The sequence below is a fragment of the Rothia nasimurium genome, assembly GCF_928392795.1.
Taxonomy (GTDB): Bacteria; Actinomycetota; Actinomycetes; order Actinomycetales; family Micrococcaceae; genus Rothia; species Rothia nasimurium_F.
Genome location: NZ_CAKMTJ010000002.1, coordinates 55,257 through 75,246, shown reverse-complemented (window position 1 = coordinate 75,246; position 19,990 = coordinate 55,257). Strand labels below are relative to the sequence as shown.

Genomic DNA, 19,990 nt, shown 5'->3' with positions numbered 1-19,990 from the left:
AAGAACATGGATGGTGAGAGTTCTACAGATCTCCCCTTCTGGGGCGTCGCGCTGAAGCACGGTGAGCCCCACCCCGTTACCCAGTTTGCTGGCTTGAAAGTAGCGGAGTGGGGGTTTTGCTTGTTCGCCTAGGGTATCCACGGCTAGCCCTGGTAGGTTTCTTCAACGATGTCGGGGCGGGCACCCAGACCAGATCCCCGTGTGATAATTTTTTGACCGTGTACAGGGCCGATGTCATCGAGTATGGTCTGGCTGATGTTGAAGGTGAAGGCGACTTCTTTGAGCTGGTTCAGCAGGGCTTCAGCGATGGCTTCTTCATCACCGTCCTTGCCGAAAAAGTAGGCGTGACCCAGGCGGGCATCGGGGCCAACCTTGTTAAGCAGGATGGTATTGGTGTTTTCGTACCAGGAGGCAATTTCTTCTGGGTAGTCTTCACCGTTTTCTTCCATTGCCGCTTGCAGCTCTTCTGCGGTGAAGGGGTGGTGGGTGACCCAGTGGAAGCGGCGGCGCAGGGCCAGGTCGATGGTGCCGACGGAGCGGTCGGTAGTGTTCATGGTGCCCAGAACGTGCAGATTCTCAGGTACAGCTAGTTTGTTGTACTCTTTGCCGTTCTTGAAGATGGGGGTTTGTAGGCGGACGTAATCCCCCGGCATGTTCTGATAGGTGGCTTCGAAGAGGGCGCCGCTCCTACCTTCTTGTGGAAGGTCTTTGAACTCTTGGCGCTTGCTCTTTTCCAGTACCAGCATGAGGTCGCCAAAGACTCGAGATGTATTAGCGCGGTTGATTTCATCGATGAAAAGCAGGTAGGTGTTGTCGGGGTCTTGGGCCGCCCGGTTACACATCTGCACGAAGATGCCCTCTTGGGTCACGAAGTCGCTCTCGCCTTCTTGCTTACTGAAGTTAGGGCGGATGCCAGAAACGAACTCTTCATAGGAGGTGGAGGGGTGGAAGACGACAACCTCAATCTGATTACCGTTTTCACCGTAAAGCAGGGAAAAGCCTTCAGATTTTTTAACTTCTAACTGCTGTGCTTTGCGATTTCTTTCATCATCTGTATCTTTTTTATTTTCCTCCGGGGCTACCCAGTAGGTAATTTTAGATTCTTCTTGCTTATAGAAAGCCCTACGCAGTGACCCTAGAAGATGAGACTTACCGGAACCAGCAACACCTTCCACGATTACATTAGTATTCTTTCCCAGGGCACTAAGAGTATCTTGGTCGACACCTTCACGGTTCAGCCCAGAAAATTTTTCTCCATTCATATTGGAAGCTTCTCCTTGCGACTTGACTAAAGGGTGGTGCCCCGTAGCTTTGGCATAAACTTTTGCCTTATCGACGTCATCAGAACTTAAATATCCTTCTTCTTCAAGAAATTCTATAAATCGAGCAAAGTCTTGCGCAGCACTCGACAAGCTTACCCACCCCATAACGCCAGCGGGATATCCGGTATCTAAAGTATACTTTTCCCTCCGCCCTACAAGATTATCGTCCTCCGAAAAGTCCTTAACTTTTTCCAGTCCGAAATGCTGTTGTAGATTACGCGCAATATTAGGAACAGCAGAAAATTCCCCGTTTTTAGGAAATTCATTACCATCGGGGAATTTCAAACGGAAATGTGTTCCCGCAGAAACTAAATATTGACTTTCTTTTTTATCAATATTTAAATCTCTTTTTAAAATTATCTTGGAAGCCTTGTCAACAAATTCACGCAGGCCAATGCTATCTCCATCCATAATCTTTTCATCAGAAAAAATTGGTTCGGGCGCCATTTAATATTCCTTACTCTTCAAAATTTCCATTAGCCCCTCATTCACAAAGAGCTTTTCTCTGCCAGCTTTTTCTTCTCGCAGCACCCCGGCTGAGACAAGCTCCCCCAGGTACTTGGTTGAGGTCTGCCGGGTCACCGCACAGCGCTCCACCACGTCCTTAATACGGCAGTAGGGCTGTTCAAAAAGAACATCCACTACACCCAGAGGTATCTGGGAACCAGCAAGCTCCTTCACCTGCTCCTGGAGCACCTGAATCTGCTTAATCTTCTTAAGGGTCTGCACCGCAGTTTCCCGCATAGCCTCAACTATGTACAGCGTCCACTCCTCCCAAGCACCCTCAGCGGTTACAGCATTCAGAAGGCGGTAGTAGTCATTCTTGCGAGCAATAATGCTCTGAGAAATATAAAGAACAGGCTCACTCAAAAGCCCAGCAGAAACCAGCATCAGCACGTTGAGAATACGGCCAGTGCGCCCGTTCCCATCATCAAAGGGATGAATCGCCTCAAACTGGTAGTGAGCTAGTGCCACCTTCACCAGCGGATCAAAGTCACCAGTAGAGTTCACAAACCCTTCCCAGTTCGCCAGCTTCTGCGCAATCACATCAGCTCCCTGCGGTGGGGTATAAATACGATGGCGAGTAGCCGGGTTGCCGATATACACGCCCTCACTATGTCGCACCCTGGTGTCAACATCTCGGATGGTGCTACAAATATCCTGGGCGGTGTTAGCAGTGATAAGACCGTGGCGCTCCCTCATAGCATCCAGGCCAGCAAAGAGAGCTTTCTGATAGCGCAGAGCTTCACGGGTAGCCCCACTAGCATCTGCAGATACAGTGGCGGCTCTGAAGAGCTCATCGGTGGTAGTTACAATGTTCTCAATCTCGGAGCTTGCCTGGGCTTCCAGCAGGGCCAAAGAGTGCAGGAAGATACCCGGGTTGGGCAGGGATACCAGGGCCTCATTCAGCCCGGCGATAGCCGCGCGTGCTTCAATGACCGACTTGAGTACGCGGGTAGTTTCCACATAGTTCGCCGGAGGTAGCGGTGGAAGGTCGTTGTAGGGTTCGTCAGCAGACCAGGTCATGTACAAAATCTACCGATTTTTTGACCTATAAGCCCTGAAAACCGCTGATATGTCAAAAATTTCGCGATTTTTTTACAGATCCAGGTCACATGTTAAATCTTTTAACACGTCACCACAACCAAACCAGAGATGCTGCACCTTCAACCGTTTCTCCTTACTAAAGCAACCTTAGAGAGCTCAGACTTTAGTTCGGTGGCAATCATCGAGAGTCAGGTAGTCCCACAGAAGGCCTATTCAGCATCGGGGGGACGGCGGCGTCTGGCTGGATTCTGCCCCCATACCCGCGTAGCCGTGAGGTACTAGTTCGTCGCTGTTGTACTAGCTGGGTGCCGGTACTTCGGCGACGAACTGGTACTTCGGCGCACAACTAGCACTCACCCAGACTTCCGCCCCGCCCTACCCCGCACCACAATATTCAGGACGGCGCACCCCACCAGGGTGCAGCCGCTAACGCTCATGAGCAAGAGGGCATGGCTAGCACCCGCCACCGCACCTATCATGTACCCAACAAGCAGGCAGGTGTAAACGACCCAGCGGAACCCAGCCCAGGCCCGCCCCTGCTGGGCCTCTGGCACGGCGAAGAGGATGATGCGGTTTGTGATGGCGGTGAAGTATCCGTTCCCGGCACCACCGAGGGTAAAGAACAGAGCGATACCCCAGAATCCCGGTTGCAGGATGCCAACCACTCCGATAGCGACGCCGATGGGTAGGGTTGCCCAGGGGTAGCGGGCGCGGGCGGCCGTGTAGTTCAGGCCGGTTTCTGCCATACGGGTACGTACGAGGGTTTTGAAGTCGCTGTCGGCGGTCATGGTACATCGACTTTCTTAAGCACCCCTAGCCTGCTTTTCGCGTCGGAAAACCAGTATCTTCAAACCCCGAGAATCTCTTCCCTTCACACCGGTGGCGGTAAGGCTAGGGCTTGTGCTGCCGGGTGCTGGGCGGTGGGGTTCGCCATGAAGAAGTATACCTGTTTGCGGTGAGGTGTGTGGGGCGGGACACCAACCATTATGAACCAGCCACTTTTCATTTCGCTAGGTTAATACCAACAAAATGAAAAGTGGCTGGTCCATTGTTCAGCCGGGTGCAACCGAGGTGGTCCTTGGTGTTACTGTGGCTGGCCCATACAGACACTGACCCCAGCCCCGGCGTCCGACCTCAGCCCGTACCGAGCCCACCTACTGGTAGGTCACCACATAGGGCTTGGGGGTGAGGGCATAGGTCTGGGCTGGGGTCAGAGTGGGGGTGTCCTCGTCGTAGAAGTTCTTCCACGAGGGCTTAATGGCCGGGTCAAGATCGCGGATAAGCTCCTGGTAGGTAGTGTCCTTGAGCTCGGGGGTGCCGTGGCCGTCTGCATGCAGAGTGAGGGCCAGTTCGGGGTGGCTCGTATCGAGTGCCGCCCGGTTGGTAATCATGGAGTGCGTGAACTGGTGCAACACCACCATTTTCTGGGGCAGGCGGTGCTTATCGGTCAGAGCCGCTAGGTAGTCCAGAGTTTCATTAATTTCTGAGGCATCGACGGTACCAATTTGTTGCAGGTGCACCTGCCCGGGGTAAATACGCCATTCGGGGTCAATACCCAGGCCAACGTGGGGTTCCTTGAGCAGCTCTTCATACTGTTTGACCTGCTCGGTGAAGGTGCTACGACCGGGCTGGAAGTCCAAGATAACGTAAACCCCGTTTTTGCGGGCCTCATCAATAAGCGGGCGCAGGCTTTCAATGGTTGCCTCATCGGAGTAGTCGCCGTCAGGCCCGGGAGCTGAGCTGGCTACCGTGGTGATGATTTCAAAGGCGGGGATGACCTTTTCTTCGCTGTGCACCTGGTATTCAGCGGCAAGGTTTTTGACGCGAGCAACAGATTCAGCCGGTCCCTGCTCACCAAGCACTCCCAGGGACGGGCCGCCGGGGTTGCCGTAGAGTGCCACGTAGCGGTGGGCAAAAATCTGGTCGCCACCACCGAGCACCTCGCTCTTGGGGGCGTTAGCCCGCGGTTGGGCTTGCACAGAGGCGGACGCGGTCGCGCTAGCATTTGCCGAGGGGCTAGCGGTCGATGCGGTAGGAGAGACTGAGGACGCCGTCGCGCTAGCGCTGCGTGTGGGGCTGGGGGTTACAGAACTGCTTGCGGCCGTTGTGGGGGTGGCGGTTTCGCTCGCAGAGTTATCAGCTGGAGTAGCTGAGCACCCTGTCAGGACGAGGGCAGAGAGAGTTGTAAGGGCAAGAAGATAAGTGTGACGAGTAGGCATGGTGTCCTGGGAGTTGACTGCAAATGTTTAATCAGTCTACTGAATATTTACCCTTAATGTCTTTCTATGACGCAGCATGAAACCATAACGGGGCATCTGCCACCAGAGCCACCCAGCGCAACCAAGCCGCCCCGGGCGTCCTCTCATAAACATACTGTGCTCCGCATAACATTTCAGGAGCGAAAATCCCGTATATCTATGCATTGACCCCGTATGCTAAAGCGGAAGCCCGCACCCCGCGCCCACGAAAGGCCACCATGACTCACCCCTCACTTCCCGACCGCTCCGCTGAAACCACTGAACCCCGCCGCAACGCCGGCTACGCCATTCTGGCAACCCTGCGCAGCTACGGCATCGACACCGTCTTCGGCATCCCCGGAACCCACAACCTTGAGTTCTACCGCCACCTCGAAGAGCTCGGCACTCACCCCGTCACCACCCGCCACGAGCAGGGTGCCTCCTACGGGGCGGACGGCTGGTCCCTGACCCGCGGCCTACCCGGCGTCGTCATCACCACCTCGGGCCCCGGTCTGCTTAACTCGCTCTCGGGTGCTGCCACCGCCTACGCTGAGTCGCGCCCCATGATTATCCTGTCGCCCGGCCGCCCCGTTGGGCACGAATTCCGCGACATCGGCGCCCTGCACGAGACCAAGAACCCCACCGGCGCCGTCAACTCCATCGTCGAGTTCTCCCGCCGCGTCAACTCTGCCGAAGAAGCCGTGGACATCATCCACAACGCCTTCCGCTCCTTCGCCCACAACCGTCCGCGCCCCATCCACATTGAGGTGCCCCTCGACGTGCTCGAACGCGAGGTCGAACTCGACCCCGCCATCTTGCAGGCCCGCCCCCTGGGCAAGCCCCAGCCCACCCCGGCTGACGACGTGCGCGAGGCAGCCCGCATGCTAGCAGAGTCCAAGAAGCCCATCATCGTCGCAGGTGGCGGCTCTATCGGGGCAGCAGCAGACCTACTCCGCCTGGCTGAAACCCTCGAAGCGCCCGTTATCACCTCGGTCAACGGCAAGGGCGCTATCCCCGAAAAGCACCGCCTCTCCCTGGGCGCCGACCTGCGCCTGAGCGCCGCCCACGCCTTCTGCCGTGAGGCTGACGCCATGCTCATCATCGGCTCCAAGATTGGTGAAGCTGAGCTCTGGGACGGCGACATCCGCCCCGCTGGCCCCGTCATTCGCGTTGATATCACCCGCGATCAGATGCTCACCAACATCACCCCCGACATTGAGCTGCCCGGCAACTCCAAGGCCGTCATCCCCCAGCTTCTGGACGCCCTCGCCGAGCTTGGCCTGGCTCCCGGCTCTCGCGAACCCCGCGACCTGCAAAACATCTTCGACGCCCTCGATAATGAGGGGCGGGCTATCGCGCCCGAGCTGGCCGAGCTCAACGAGAAGATTATGGAGATCCTGCCCGAGGACACCATCATTGCCGGTGACTCCTCCCAGGTCACCTACATGGGCACCACCACCTTCTACCGCGCAGCCCGCCCCAACTCCCTTCTCTACATGGCAACCTACGCTACCCTGGGCTACGGCCTGCCCGCCGCTATCGGTGCCAAGGTAGCTGCGCCCGACCGTCCGGTGGTCTGTCTGCTCGGCGACGGCGCCCTTATGTTCGCCATCCAGGAGCTCATGACCGCCGTTGAGCAGCAGCTTGACCTACCCATCATCTGTGTGGAGAACGGCGGCTACGGCGAGATCCGCCAGAACGAGCGCGACCGCGGCATCGCACCTGTGGCTGTGGACCTGGTACAGCCCGACTGGGTCAAGCTAGCCGAGGGCTTCGGCGCTACCGGCTTCTCAGCCACCATGGAGACCCTGGCAGAAACCGTCCAGCAGGCCCTGGCCACTCGTGGCCCCTCGGTCGTCCATCTGAAGATTGGTGAGACCCTGCGCTAGGCGCAGCTAGCTCACAGAAATAAGGACGCCGCCCCCACTTCCCTGCCAATTGGCAGAAAGGTGCGGGGCGGCGTCCTTATTTTTCGTCTGCTCACCCGGGGTGAGACGGGCTGCTACTCGTAGCGCAGGGCGTCGATGGGGTCGAGCTTGGCCGCCTTGTTGGCCGGGTAGTAGCCGAAGAAGAGACCGATGGCCAGGGAGAACCCCAGGGCTAGAAGCACGGCGCTGAGCGGCGGGAAGACGAAGGTGCCCAGCATATTGGCTCCCAGCATGCCCAGGCCACCACCGATGAGAACACCGAGGATACCGCCGACCAAGCAGACCATCATGGCCTCCACCACGAACTGTAGGCGGATTGCCCCTCGCGTTGCCCCCAGGGCCTTGCGGATGCCGATTTCGCGGGTGCGTTCGGTGACGGTCACGAGCATAATGTTCATGACGCCGATGCCGCCCACCAGTAGCGAGATACCGGCGATAGCCGAGATGGCTGCGCTGATGCCGTCCAGAACCGCGTTGAACTGCTCGGTCATCGCCGAGAAGTCCTGAATCTCGGCCATGAACTGGTCGTCGCTGCGGTACATGCTGGTCAGGTGAGCCTGGAGCAGGGCCTTGACCTGGCCCAGGTCCTTACCCTCAGCCGGGCGCACGGTGATGCTGTTCCAGCCATCGCTGTTATAGGAGTTGAAGTCGGGCTCCAGCGAAACCGGTAGGTAGACTGTGCCCGGCCCTGTGTAGGCGAAGATACCGCTGCCCACAGATTCGGTTTGATAGACACCGACCACCATAAGGCTTCGCGAGGTCATGCCAAACTGCGCATCAATTTCACTTCCCACTGCCGTCTGGGGGTCGCCAAAGAGCTGGTACGCCTGATCAGTTGAAAGCAGGATGACCGGTCGTTTGGCATCCATGTCGGCTTGCGTCAGAGAACGCCCCGCCACCAGGCTGACCGGGTTGAGCTCAAGGTAGTCCATATTGACGAACTGGGCACTGGCGTAGGGAGCCTCGCTCTCACCAGCACTGAGGTCTACGCTGGTGTAAGAGTTTGCCCCGAGGGGAATACCCGCGATGTTATCACCCAGGGCCTCTTTGAGGCGGGCGATATCGTACTCATCGAACTTAGACTCGGCGGCGGGCTCAATGTATTCGCCGTTCGGCATACCCATGGGGCCGGAGGTCAAGCCCGCTTCTTCCTGTTCCTCGGTGGGTCGCTGCACCACGTTCACCATCAGGTCGTTGGCACCGGAGCTCACGATCGACTCAGAGGCCTGGGTTTTGAGCGAATGGCCCAGGGTCAGAATCGTAATGACCGAGGCGATGCCCACGATGATGCCGAGCAGGGTAAGGAAGGAGCGCATCTTGTTGTTGCGCAGGCTCCCCAGGGCTAGGGAGATTGATTCACGCACGTTCATTGCGAGACCTCCTCTGTAATCCGACCGTCGACCATGGTGACGATGCGGTCGGTCTCAGCCGCCAGTTCGGGGTTGTGGGTAATGAAGACGATGGTCTTGCCCTGCTCGCGGTTGAGCTCGTGGAAGAGGTCCATGACCATGCGACCGGTTTGGGAGTCCAGGGCGCCGGTGGGCTCATCTGCCAGGAGCAGGGGCGGGTCGTTGGCCAGGGCGCGGGCAATAGCAACGCGCTGCTTTTGACCGCCCGAGAGAGCCGCGGGGCTGTGATTCATGCGGTCGGCCATGCCCATCTGCTCTAGCAGGTGGGCGGCTCGTTCGCGACGGTCACGGGGGTTGATGCCGGCGTACATCATGGGCATTTCCACATTCTTGAGGGCAGAAATACGGCCCACCAGGTTGAAGCTCTGGAAGATGAACCCGATGTTCTGGCTGCGATAGTAGGCCAGTTCATCGTCGCTGAGCGAGGGTATATTCTCGCCCGCGAAGGTGTAGTAGCCGTAGGTGGCCCGGTCGAGCAGGCCGATGATGTTCATCAGCGTGGTTTTACCCGAGCCGGACTGACCCACCACCGATACAAACTCACCGCGGTCGACGTGAAAGTCAACGCCGGGGAGCACCGTAATGGCACTGGGTGTGCCCGCGTTGAAGGTTTTAACGATGCCTTGCATATCGAGCAGGGTGCTCATGTCTACCACCCGAAGCTGGTGCCGGCATCGAGGGTGACGGTTTCACCCACGCGGTGGCGGTAGGCCTCACCGTAGGTGAGTACCATGTCGCCGGAGGCTACGTCGCCGTCGGTGATGGCGATGTCGAATTCGTTAGCCAGGCCGGTTTCAACGGAGCGCTCTTCGAGGGTGAAGGAGCCGTCGTCGTTGGGCACAGCTACCACGACACTCTCGCTCCCCAGGTCGTTGGTGTAGACCGCGTCGAGGGGTACCGCCAGGGAGCTTTCTTCTTCAGCGGTGATAATGCTGGCCTTGACGGAAGAGCCCAGGTAGAGGCCGTCTCGGTTGCCGGTTACCTCGATGGTGACGGTGAAGGTGGGCGAACCACCGGCTGCCATACCTGCGGCAGCAGCCTCAGGGTTGGTCTGCTGGGCTGAGTCAGCGATGGACGCAACCGAGGTGACGGTACCAGAGTACTCCTTGGTGCCGGTTGCCCCGGCGGTAAAGGTGACGCGGTTGCCTTCCTTGATGGTGGCAACGTCAGCCTCGCGGACGCTGGTGGTGATGGTGAGCTTGGAATCGTCACCGATGGTTACGACGGGGCCGGTTGCCGGCGCACCGGGCTTAGCAACACTCATGACCACGCCGTTGATGGGCGAGGTGAGAGTGGCCGAGGTGAGGTCGCCCTGCAGGGCACCGAGGGTCTGATCGCGGGTGGTTTCTGCGCTGGTCAGGGCGGTGCGGGCGCTGTTAAGTTCGGTTTCGAGGGCCGCAAGCTGGGTGTTGGCGGAGTTGCGGGCGGTGGTGACGCCGGTGTCTGCGTCCGCCTTTGCTCCGTTTGCCAGGCGCAGGGCCGACTCGGCAGCGGCGACTTCGGCGTTGATCATGGTGAGGTCTTCGCCGGCGGCAGCGGCCTGGTCGCGCATCTGGTACTTGGCGTTCAGGTCGGTGGCTGCCAGGGATGCCTGTTCGTTGGCGGATCGCTGGGTGGCGAGGGCTGCCAGAATTTCAGGGTTGGTGCCGTTGGCGATTCCCTGGTTGTACTGGTCGTAGGCGGTTTGCGCTGCGGTCAGGGCGCCCTGGGCGCTGGTGACGGCCCCGTCGAGCTGGGTGCGCTGGGTGTCGAGATCGCCCTGCACAGCGGAGGTGTCGATGGTGGCTAGGGTCTGGCCGAGCTCAACCCGGTCGCCAACCTCTACCTCAACGGAGCTAATGGGGCTGGTCAGGTGGGTGGTGATGGAGCGAACCTCACCGGGGGCGATGGTGCCGTCCACCCGCACCTTGTTGCTGACGCCTTCGTCGCTCAAAATCAGGTAGTCGGTGGAGGGGATGGAGTTCTGAGCGCTGGTGTTGCCGCCAAACATGCTACCTACGACTAGCGCTCCGATGGCGATGATGGCGATGACGCCTATAGCCAGACCAATGAGCACCTTGGTGAGGGTGCTCATTTTCTTTTTGGCAGGCGGACGCCGGTGCGCAGCTTCCGGTGCAGGAGGCAGGGGTGTGGGGGTTGTGCTCATGGTGCTGGCCCTTCACTAGCGGAGATAAATGTGGTGCAGTTCTCTTTTTAGTGTAAGTGCTAACCTGCCCAGACAACACCCGGTTGATGCCCAGAAAACGACAAATCATACCGGGGTATGAGGGGTAGGCTTGCAACCTCATCCTCTAGGCGAACCCTCCTCCCACCCACATGATGAAGGTTATGGCGAGAATGAAGAACAGCGGCGCAGCAACGATAATCAACACCCCCAAAATCAGGGCAAAAATCGCGGTTATTTTCTCTCGGCCTCTCACGAAGAGGGCCCCTATTGCCAGCCCCATGGCGCCAAGCCAGGTAAACCCTGTGGGCAGGGCTATGCTGAGTTCCCAGTCGAAGAAGATGAAGTTGGCGAGCCCTATGCAGGTCATGAGTAGCATCATGACCAGGGAGATCGTGCCGTAGGGATTGAGCTTCTTTGCCTGTTCCGGCGGGCGAACCGCTGGAGGGTAATGGGCAACTGGGCGCTGGCCAGCGCCTGCATGTTGCCCGGCACCCGGGGGCGGGTATGCGTTGGGCTGACCGGAGTACGCTGGATAAGCCGGGGCGGTAGGTAGCGGGCGAGGCGGATGTTCGGGGTGCTGGAAGGTGTTGTTCATGGCACCAGTATGGGCAAAAATTCATGTTCCCACTAGGTCTTTTAAAAATCTGTGGATAACTCCGGGGTGCCCGGCGGATTTATGACCGAGCATTACAGGGGTTATCCACAGACGCGCCGAAGAGCAGGCACCGCAGAGAAAGCCGACGCACATTGTGATAGCTAGTGCATCACTCTTCTCTCTGCCTCTTACTCCTTTCCTCCGCGATGATTTCCATTTGTTCTAGGACGCGGCGGCGGGCTTCGTCCTGACCTTCCGGCGGATATTTGTGCTTGCGAAGCAGACGCTTGACAACCTTGCGCAGTTTGGCACGCTGAGTGGGCTGAGAGAGCCAGTCCCGGTGTGAGCCCTGGATGGCTTTTGCGATTCCCCGGGCGATATCTGCTAGGGCGTCGGCAGAATATTCCAGTTCAGCTCGGTCGCAAGCTTCGAGAGTATCGTAGAAAATCATTTCATCGTAGGTAAGGCCCAGCTCCTCGCCGCGCATTGCTTCTTGTTTAAGCTCTTTACCCAGTTCGATGATGTGTTCCATGATTTCAACGAAGCTTAGCTGCGAGTTGTTGTACTTTGTGACAAGGTCCTGCAGCTTTTCGCCGTAGTAGGCCTGGCGGGTCTGATTATGCCCAACGGTGTCTCGCATTTGTCGTTGCATTGCCTTACGCAATGCTTCCAGGGCTAACGGTTCACTGGAATTTTCGGCTGCCTGGCGGGCAAAATCTAGGTTGAGCTCGTTGAGGTCTGGCGCGGGAATTCCTGCAAGCTTATGAAGGTCTTTCACTTCACCGGTTTCGATGAGCCCTTCAGTGTAGTTTTCTAGCAGGCGCTTGATGTCTTCGGGTACAGGCAAGCCACGGCTAGCCCGGTCTTCGGCTAGGTTCTTGGCTGCGGCTACGCGTACCTCTTCGAAGAACTGCACATAGACCGTTTTCTGCTTGAGTTCTTTGACTTTGTCGTTTTCATGGGTGGAGGCAACAAAGTTGTACAGCCTAGTGAGTTGGGAACTGCGTTCTACAAACTTGCTGTAGATGCTCTTCTCTGTTTTTTGGGGACGGCGTGGTGTTCCGTCAATAGAGTCCGAATCCTTAATGATGGGCTCGACTGCCTGGCGGTTACTGAGCAGGAATCCCATAACCATGCGCAGGGCTGCAATACGGTCTGCTGGGCTAGGGCGATGGCTACCCTCACCGAGAATTTTCTCCTTCCAACCGTGCACAGGCTGCAGCAGGTATTCAATTTCGGTGATGAGATTGAGAGCGTTTTCCGCCGCGGTTTGCATATCGTGCTCACCGGGTGCACCTGCAGTATGGCTACTCGCATAGATGCCGAGGGCCTCACGCAGGTTATCGATGATGGGCGCGTAACCAACGAGCAGGGCTTCCTGTTTTTCTTTGTAGGTTCGGTTGACGCGGGCAAGAGCCTGCATGAGCAGGGCGCCTTTGAGGGGGCGGTCAAGGTACATGGTGTGGAGCGCTGGTGCGTCGAACCCCGTGAGGAGCATTGACTGCACGATGATGAGCTCGAGCGGGTCGTTGGGATTCTTCAGACGGGCCTGTAGCGTCTTTGACGCCTGACCGTTGCGGGCGAATCGGGCAATATCCTCTTCGTCTGAGGCGGATCCGGTGTAGAGCACCTGGATTTTTCCGTCGTTAATACCGTTTCCTGCCCAGTCTGGGCGGAGCTCGATGATGTGGTCGTAGAGGCCAGCACAAACCTGCCTGGTCACACCAACGATCATGCCTTTACCGGGTACTCCGATGAGCTGTTTCATGGAGCTGCTGCGGGTTTCCCAGTGTTCTACGAGGTCTGCAGCCAGTTTCTTGAGGCGGTTTGGTGAACCGTACATGGTGTTCATGCGCAGCACAGCCTGTTCGGTCTTCCTGCGCTCTGCTTCGTCGAGTTCTTCAGTCATGCGCTCGGCAACATCGTTGATGTTTTCGATGGTTTCGCCGTCTGGCAGTTCCAGGGGGATATAGCGGGACTCGTATTTGACGGGTACGGTGGCACCGTCTTTGACTGCGCGGGTGAGGTCGTAGATATCGATGTAGTCGCCAAAGACGGCCTGGGTGTTGGTTTCAAGCTTTTCGATGGGGGTGCCGGTGAAGGCGATGAAGCTGGCCTTGGGTAGCGCGTCGCGGATGTTGCGGGCAAAACCGTCGAGATTGTCGTAGTGGGAGCGATGGGCCTCATCCACCATAATGATGATGTTTGAGCGGTCTGAGAGCATTTGGTGGCTGAGACCGGCGTCTTTTTCATCTTTGGTTTTGGCGAATTTTTGTAAGGTGGTGAAGTAGATACCGCCCTGCTGGCGCCCCTGTAGTTCGCTGCGAAGCTCAGCGATACTTTCAATTTCGTAAGGGGTTTCCGGCAGGAAATCTAGGGTGGATGAGAAGGTGTTGAAGAGCTGGTCGTCAAGGTCGGTGCGGTCGGTAACGACGATGGTGGTGGGGTTGTTGAGGTGCTGGTGGCGCATGACGATGTTGTCGTAGAAGACCATTTCAAGGGATTTACCTGAGCCCTGGGTGTGCCAGACAACGCCGATTTGGCGGTTTCCGGTGACTGCTCGCATGGTTTCGGTGACAGCACGACTTACAGCGAAGTATTGGTGGGGTTTGGCGATGATTTTGGTGGTTTGGACGCCGCCCTGTTCATTAGGAACGCTGGTGAACACAATGTAGTTGTTAAGCAGGTCAAGGAAGCGTTCTTGGTTGGCAACGCCGAAGAGGAGGGCTTCGAGGGCGGTTTGGGATTCGTAGTCTGAGGGGTCTGGGGTTTCTGCGGTGAAGTCGATGAGTTCGCCGTCGTCGTCCACGTTCCAGACGGACATGTGAGGGTAGGGGGTGAAGGGGGTTCCGTAGCGGGCGGTGATGCCGTCGCTGATGATGGTAAGGACGTTGTAGCGGAAGGCTAGGGGGAAGTCGTGCAGGTACTGGTTGATTTGGTTGTGGGCACCTCGGAGGTCTGCGTTGGGGTCGCCTGCGCGTTTAAGTTCGATGATGCCGACGGGTAGGCCGTTGCAGTAGAGCACGATGTCGAAGCGGCGTTCTTTGTCGAGGGTTTTGAGGGTGACTTGTTGGACGGCGAGCCAGCGGTTTTCGTCGGGGTTGCGGCTGATGATGCGTACGGTGGGGTTGTATTCGCTGCCGTCGTGGCGTTTGATGGTGAGGCCTTTGTAGCCTGTGGTGATGTATTTGTGGGCTTCGCGGTTTTCGGCTTTGGGGTCAGCTGATGCGGCGGTGAGGACGTTTTCGGCGACGGTTCGTACGTCTTCTGGGGTGAGTTCGGGGTTGAGGCGGGCGATGGCTTCGCGGAGCATGCCGGGGATTTCGAGGGCGTCGTTTTTCTCGCGGAGGTGCTCGTAGGGGAGCTTGCCGTTGATGTCGTCCTCGCCTCTGGCGTTAGGGGCGATTTGTGTGCCGTGGAGGGGTTGCCAGCTGAGTTCGCCGAGGATGTCGAGTGCGAAGCTTTCCCATTCCGATTCATCGATGAATGCCATGGTACTGTTCCTTTGCTAGGGGTGTCTTATCTGTTCCTAGCTTATGCAGGGGGAAAGGATGGGAGAAGTATGACTGTGATAATGGGGCGTATCAGTTGAAAATAGCTCGTGTTTCCGAAAGATAAAGCTAGGAAACAAGCATCAGCCTATTTACTGGGTACCCGTCTTCCGTTAGGATAAAGCTTTATAAAGCTTTATCCTAACGGAAGACGGGTAGACCCTCACCGTTTGAGTATTGTTTTACCTACACATAACTTGGAGAGATGAAAATGTCTGTTCTTACCCCGGAGCAGTTTGCAGATCAAGTTCTCAGTGGTGACATGCGGGAGGCTCTCATTGAAGCCGCTAAGGAGAACTCACCGCAAACCCTCACTGCAGAACATGCCAAAGAGGTTCAAGCTGAGCTTGTAAGAACTGTTGAAGCTAGCAACCATACTGCATTAGTTAACGAACGTCTTGGCAAGATGAAAACCACACAGGCTGTAATGGATTACCTAGGTACAGAAGGTAAGCCATGCTCGCCTCAGGCGATTAACGATCGGGTCAAGAAGCATAATCTGTTGCGCCTGAAGAATAAGGCTGGTCGTAATGCTTTCCCGGTTTTTCAGTTTGTGGACGGCGGGGTTCATCAGAACATTCGCAAGCTTTTGCACGTTCTTTTTGAGGCTGAGATGAGCGACTGGGGTGTTGCTTTCTGGTTGACTGAGTCGCTTGATTTTATTGGTGGCAAACGTGCTATTGACGTGCTCAATGATGCAGAGGCTTTTGCATTGGTGCTTCAGCAGGCACAGATGGACGCAGCTGATCGGAAGGCTGCACGCTAGTTATGGGATCTCAGGAACCACGAAATGTCAGTACACTAAAACCACCAGTTGCGGGTCAAAGTTATAGGGAGCATCCGGCTACTCTAGTAGGCTTCGGCACCGATAATGGTGGTGCTTGGTATCGTGCGTTTATGCCGGTAAGCAATAGTGGCATAAAGCGCGATGCAAGATATTTTTCTCCGGGCAACGGGCGTTTTGATTTGTTAAATCCCATGGGTAGCTTGAATTTGGCAAAGACTCCTGAGACTGCTTTGCGGGAACGTTTAGGGCGTACAGCAGTGAATGCTTCTTATTTGCCTAGTTCTGAGCTGGACGGTGTGTTTATTGCACGCATTGACCTTCCTGGAACTTTCAAGGTTGCCGATTTTCGCAGACCTGGACCAGGAGTTGCCCCTGGTGATATCGGTGGTGCGCTTGAAGATTATTCGGTGACACAGCAGTGGGCTACACAAATGCATGCTGATGGGTTCGAGGGAATTATTGCTCGGTCTCGTTTTGGTGAGTCAGAAACGCTGTATCTTTTTGGAGATGCTGGTGAGAATCTGAAATTTGGCACTTGTATCTCTGGCTATAAAGCTGCCGTCGATCTGGCGAAAGACTTGCCGTATTTCCCGCAGATTATTGATCTTGATTCTTTCCCCGACCATTTTGATTTTGAATAATTGTCCAGCCCTAACTTGTCTGCGGTAGGCTCCTTTGGCCCTGCGCCCGTTCTAGTTACCGTTGGTACCGACAGCTACTGGCTTCTGTGAGCCCCGGTGTGCAGTTCTGGTGAGGAGCCAGCAACTGTGGTGGGTTACCAATTTACGATGGAGTGTTGATAACAGTTTTAGGTTAGGGCACTTACTAGCAGGACGGCGAATGAGCGGCTGATAAGGGGATTTATCAGCCGGTGAATACTTGGGCTCACCCCTCCCCTGTCAGTCAGATAGCAGTTTCGGCTGCATGCTTAATTGCTTCACCTACCTTGCGGATTTGCTCGAGCCAGAACTCTGCTCCTGGGTCTGTGACTGACCACCAGAGAAAAATGACTGAAGCAATCATGAGGCAGTAGCCCCAGATTTTGCTGTTCACAAACACGTTATTGAGTACGTTGAGAGCCTTCCACTTGTAAACATATCCGGCGCTGGTTGCGGGAATGAGTAGAGAGCCAAGCACCCGTTGGAATGCCATGATGAAGATGGTTACAGAAAGCGTTATTCCAACTAAGGCTAGGATAAACACCAATCGGTATTCTCCACTGTCTGCTTTGAAGAACTCACCAGCGCGGCTGATAAATTTTGTTAGCCACCCTGAATCGGCAGGAATGATTTTTTCAATCTCATCGGCTACTCGCCCTAGTGAGTGGGCACTGTCTGGCTCTTGTATAGCGTTAATTGTTTTTGAGAGGAAGAGTGAGCTGGTGAAAAGCGTGAGGTTGGAAAGCAACATCTTGTTTCGCGCTGCGGAGCTGTATCGGCTTTGCTGAAGAACCCATGCAGCAATAGAAATTACTGCGGTGATGAGTGCGATCCACAGTGGCGCACTCGCAAAATAGTGGAAGTACCTCACTGCGGTGACGAGTCCACCGACTGCTGCGACGCCGGCAAACAGTGCAAGTGCAATGTCGGATCCATCTCCTGCTTCTTGAGTTCTCTGCGCTCCGTATTTGTTAGTAATGTTTGTTGTTTGGATTTTCTGGATTTTTTGTACTTGGTTGCCGTTACCATCGATTGCGATGTAGTCGCCGTTTCTAACTTTTACTGAAGCGTTAACATTTGACTGATCGGCATCAGTTTTCTTGGACCATCCGAAGTAGCCGATGATGGCTGCGATAGCCACTGTACCGATGGCCGATAGTATTTCGACGGTCAAACCGCTCAGAACATCTTTCAAGAAGTCCATGGTGATTTCTTTCTCAGTGGTTACTTGTGGTCCTCGAGAGACTCAATAAGTTCCTTGATGAGTGCCTCGAGGATTTGGTGGCTTTCTGGACGCTCTTCTTTAGTGGTGTTACCGGACCGCCTGGTCAAGGTTTTTTGCGAGGTTAAGCAGGGTCAGAGCCTTAAAATGAGCCGCGGGGTCCTTAGAGAGGTAGAGCGCTTTGCCGGCACTGAAGTAGGAGCTGGACGCTACCGCTACCCTGTCGTAGACGAGGGAGAGTTCTGCGGCTCGCTCATAGTGTGTTGCTGAGGTTCGGTGTTCGCCGAGTAGGTCTTTGAAGCGCCTCAGGCTCAGGTACTTGAAGGCAGGTGCCTTATCTGAGGGGTTGGCTTCTTCGAGGGCTGTGATTTCTTTTTCGAGTGCGAAGCTTTCCCATTCTGATTCGTCGATGAATGCCATGGTTCTGTTCCTTTGCTAGGGGTGTCTTATCTGTTCCTAGCTTATGCAAGGGGAAATCATTGGGAGAAGTGTGACAGTGATAATGGGGCGTATCAGTTGCTCTCTTGATGTTTGATGCCCTTCCAGCAGCCATAAACCGAAAGATTGTACAGTCACTGTACAATCTTTTGCACACTCACTGTACAATCTTTTGGGCTTCCAACCACTTGCCAAGGAGCATGTTCTGAGCACTCAGTCGTGCCCTGTGCGAGGTATTCATCGCGCTATGGTTCACCTAGCGCTGGAACCGTAGTTGGCTTATCTCTATAGAACCGCTGCCCAGAACGTGCCATGCTTTTCTTCACTTTTGTGTAGCGCTGGTTTACATCAATAGATTAAATTAGAAGTAGAGTCCCCTCATACCGTTAAGAGGCCTGGTGTCAAGCTATCTCAGTCATGTCCATAGGGGTGTTTTCTTAAGCAGTCTTCGTGAGGGGGTGCAGTGTGAGCGTTCGGGTCCCGGTGAAACCCGCTTTGATTTCTTGGGCTTTGGAACAAGCTAGTGTTGAACCTGGTGATTTGCGGCTAGGCGACAAGGTGGTGGGTTGGCTTGAAGGCTCACTGCAGCCGACTTTAAAGCAGCTACAGGAGTTTGCGAACAGCACTCACGTTCCCTTTGGCTACTTGATGATGAGTGAGCCACCAGCACTTGAGAAGCCTCTGCCTGATTTTCGCAGGCGTGATAGGCGCAGTAGCCGTTATTCTCAGGAACTAACCGATGAGATTTACGCACAGCAGCGTAAGCAGGTTTGGTTCCGTGATTATGCGCTTGATCAGGGTCTGGACGTTGTGGATTGGGTTGGTAGTGCCAGCTTGAGTGACGCACCTGAGGCTGTGGCAATGCGTTTGCGTGAGCTGTGGAGTTTTTCTACTGCCAGCAAGGCACAGAGCTATGTTGAGTCTCGCAAGGAGGTTTTTACTTTCCTTGAGAATCAGGGTGTTCTTGTAAGTGTGGCTGGCTATTTTGGCTCTACCCGTAGGCCTTTTGATACTCAAGAGTTCAGTGGCTTTTCTCTTTCTGATGAGTACGCTCCGCTTATTTTTGTGAATGGCAAAGAGTCTCATGCTGCTCAGGTTTTCACGATGTTCCATGAAGTGGGGCATTTGGTTCTGGGTGAGTCTGGTGTATCTGATGATGCTGAAGAGAGTGGAAGCTTAAGTCGTTCTGAGCGTTGGTGCGATGAGTTTGCAGCGGCCTTTCTCATGCCCGCCAGTGAGGTGAGCAGACTTGCTCTGCGTTCCTTGGGCGAGGATACGGTGTTGCCTGTGGCGAAGCGTTTTAGGGTGAGTGCGTTGGCTCTGCTGAATCGGCTTCGGGATTTGAAGCTGATTTCTTTTGAGCAGTGGTCTGTGGCTTACCCTGAGTTTGAGGCTCGAGCTTTGGAGGTTCTGCGGCAGAAGACCGAGAAGGGGTCTTCTGGTGGCGAGTTTTATAAGTCGCACCCCTTTGTAGTGGGGCCGCGTTTTGCACGGGCAGTGTACCGCGAGGCTCGTAGCGGTAGGATGTCGTATCCTGATGCCCAACGTTTATTGGGGGTTAGGCAGACTAAGACTTTTGAGCGTTTCGCACGTGAGGTTGGTGCTTGGTGATGTTCCTGGTAGATACCAATATTTTGGTTGAGGCATACCGCCGCTACTATGCTTTTGACCTTGTGCCGAGCTTCTGGGAGTTCCTTGATTGGAATTTTGGCGCTGGGAGCCTGGTAAGTATTAAACCTGTGCTGGATGAGCTCAAGGAGGGCAACGATGCTCTGACTGAGTGGGCAAAGAACAGATCTCGTTTCTTCAGGGATATTGCTGATGGTGCAACCATTCAGGCGATGGGTGAGATTGCGGATTGGGTAAAGCAGCAAGGTTATAGGCAGTCAGCGGTAGATGAGTTTTTGGGAATTGCTGATTACTTTCTCGTGGCCTATGCTGCAGCGCATGGTTTGACTGTTTTGACTCATGAACTGCCGCGCCCTGAGTCTAAGAAACGCGTTCTGGTTCCAGATGTTTGCCGTGCTTTCGGTGTAGATTACGTTGATACATTCACGATGATGCGTGCTCTCGGAGCCCGCTTCTGATTCTTTAGTGAATCATCGGTTCCATCGAAAATTTTCCTGG

At 55.5% G+C, this 19,990-nt stretch carries 16 protein-coding genes; 5 read left to right on the top strand and 11 right to left on the bottom strand.

Annotation, left to right across the window (positions count from 1 at the left end; all coding sequences use genetic code 11):
- Positions 1 to 143: 143 nt before the first annotated feature.
- The 4 genes from L6963_RS03200 to L6963_RS03185 form a co-directional block, all read right to left on the bottom strand.
- Positions 144 to 1,769, bottom strand: coding sequence for an McrB family protein (locus L6963_RS03200; RefSeq protein ID WP_237206957.1), 1,626 nt, complete (start codon positions 1,767 to 1,769; stop codon positions 144 to 146).
- Positions 1,770 to 2,849 (bottom strand): Fic family protein, encoded by a 1,080-nt coding sequence (locus L6963_RS03195; RefSeq protein WP_237206956.1) that lies wholly within the window; start codon positions 2,847 to 2,849, stop codon positions 1,770 to 1,772.
- Positions 2,850 to 3,223: 374 nt separating this feature from the next.
- Entirely contained in the window at positions 3,224 to 3,658 is a 435-nt protein-coding gene (locus tag L6963_RS03190) for a hypothetical protein (protein ID WP_237206955.1), read from the bottom strand.
- A 366-nt stretch (positions 3,659 to 4,024) separates the two neighbouring features.
- Positions 4,025 to 5,089 (bottom strand): sugar phosphate isomerase/epimerase, encoded by a 1,065-nt coding sequence (locus tag L6963_RS03185; protein WP_237206954.1) that lies wholly within the window; start codon positions 5,087 to 5,089, stop codon positions 4,025 to 4,027.
- Positions 5,090 to 5,346: 257 nt separating this feature from the next.
- Here L6963_RS03185 and L6963_RS03180 point away from each other — a divergent pair, with 257 nt between their 5' ends.
- A complete protein-coding gene (locus tag L6963_RS03180) occupies positions 5,347 to 6,996 on the top strand; it encodes a thiamine pyrophosphate-binding protein (RefSeq protein WP_237206953.1) in 1,650 nt (549 codons plus the stop codon).
- Between the two features lie 113 nt (positions 6,997 to 7,109).
- Here L6963_RS03180 and L6963_RS03175 read toward each other — a convergent pair whose 3' ends face one another.
- From L6963_RS03175 to L6963_RS03155, 5 genes are all read right to left on the bottom strand, one after another.
- Positions 7,110 to 8,399 carry an ABC transporter permease gene (locus L6963_RS03175; RefSeq protein WP_237225452.1) on the bottom strand — a complete coding sequence of 430 codons (1,290 nt, stop codon included), beginning with the start codon at positions 8,397 to 8,399 and terminating at the stop codon, positions 7,110 to 7,112.
- A 2-nt stretch (positions 8,400 to 8,401) separates the two neighbouring features.
- Positions 8,402 to 9,091, bottom strand: coding sequence for an ABC transporter ATP-binding protein (locus L6963_RS03170; protein WP_237199995.1), 690 nt, complete (start codon positions 9,089 to 9,091; stop codon positions 8,402 to 8,404).
- A 2-nt stretch (positions 9,092 to 9,093) separates the two neighbouring features.
- The gene (locus L6963_RS03165; RefSeq protein WP_237206951.1) at positions 9,094 to 10,590 is read right to left on the bottom strand and encodes an efflux RND transporter periplasmic adaptor subunit; all 1,497 of its coding nucleotides are present in this window, start codon (positions 10,588 to 10,590) and stop codon (positions 9,094 to 9,096) included.
- Positions 10,591 to 10,735: 145 nt separating this feature from the next.
- Positions 10,736 to 11,206, bottom strand: coding sequence for a hypothetical protein (locus L6963_RS03160; protein ID WP_237206950.1), 471 nt, complete (start codon positions 11,204 to 11,206; stop codon positions 10,736 to 10,738).
- Positions 11,207 to 11,375: 169 nt separating this feature from the next.
- A complete protein-coding gene (locus L6963_RS03155) occupies positions 11,376 to 14,699 on the bottom strand; it encodes a type I restriction endonuclease subunit R (RefSeq protein ID WP_237206949.1) in 3,324 nt (1,107 codons plus the stop codon).
- A gap of 269 nt (positions 14,700 to 14,968) precedes the next feature.
- On the opposite strand from L6963_RS03155, the gene L6963_RS03150 reads away from it, so the two are divergent.
- Entirely contained in the window at positions 14,969 to 15,523 is a 555-nt protein-coding gene (locus L6963_RS03150; protein ID WP_237206948.1) for a hypothetical protein, read from the top strand.
- 2 nt (positions 15,524 to 15,525) lie between these two features.
- The gene (locus tag L6963_RS03145) at positions 15,526 to 16,185 is read left to right on the top strand and encodes an RES family NAD+ phosphorylase (RefSeq protein WP_237206947.1); all 660 of its coding nucleotides are present in this window, start codon (positions 15,526 to 15,528) and stop codon (positions 16,183 to 16,185) included.
- Positions 16,186 to 16,447: 262 nt separating this feature from the next.
- Here L6963_RS03145 and L6963_RS03140 read toward each other — a convergent pair whose 3' ends face one another.
- Together L6963_RS03140 and L6963_RS03135 are read right to left on the bottom strand one after the other, a co-directional pair.
- Positions 16,448 to 17,407 carry a hypothetical protein gene (locus L6963_RS03140; protein ID WP_237206946.1) on the bottom strand — a complete coding sequence of 320 codons (960 nt, stop codon included), beginning with the start codon at positions 17,405 to 17,407 and terminating at the stop codon, positions 16,448 to 16,450.
- A gap of 108 nt (positions 17,408 to 17,515) precedes the next feature.
- Entirely contained in the window at positions 17,516 to 17,845 is a 330-nt protein-coding gene (locus L6963_RS03135) for a hypothetical protein (protein WP_237206945.1), read from the bottom strand.
- 483 nt (positions 17,846 to 18,328) lie between these two features.
- Here L6963_RS03135 and L6963_RS03130 point away from each other — a divergent pair, with 483 nt between their 5' ends.
- A complete protein-coding gene (locus L6963_RS03130; protein WP_237206944.1) occupies positions 18,329 to 19,474 on the top strand; it encodes an ImmA/IrrE family metallo-endopeptidase in 1,146 nt (381 codons plus the stop codon).
- Positions 19,474 to 19,950: a DUF4411 family protein gene (locus L6963_RS03125; RefSeq protein ID WP_237206943.1), complete on the top strand. Its 477-nt coding sequence runs from the start codon at positions 19,474 to 19,476 to the stop codon at positions 19,948 to 19,950. The genes L6963_RS03130 and L6963_RS03125 overlap by 1 nt, the downstream gene beginning before the upstream one ends.
- Positions 19,951 to 19,990: the final 40 nt, after the last annotated feature.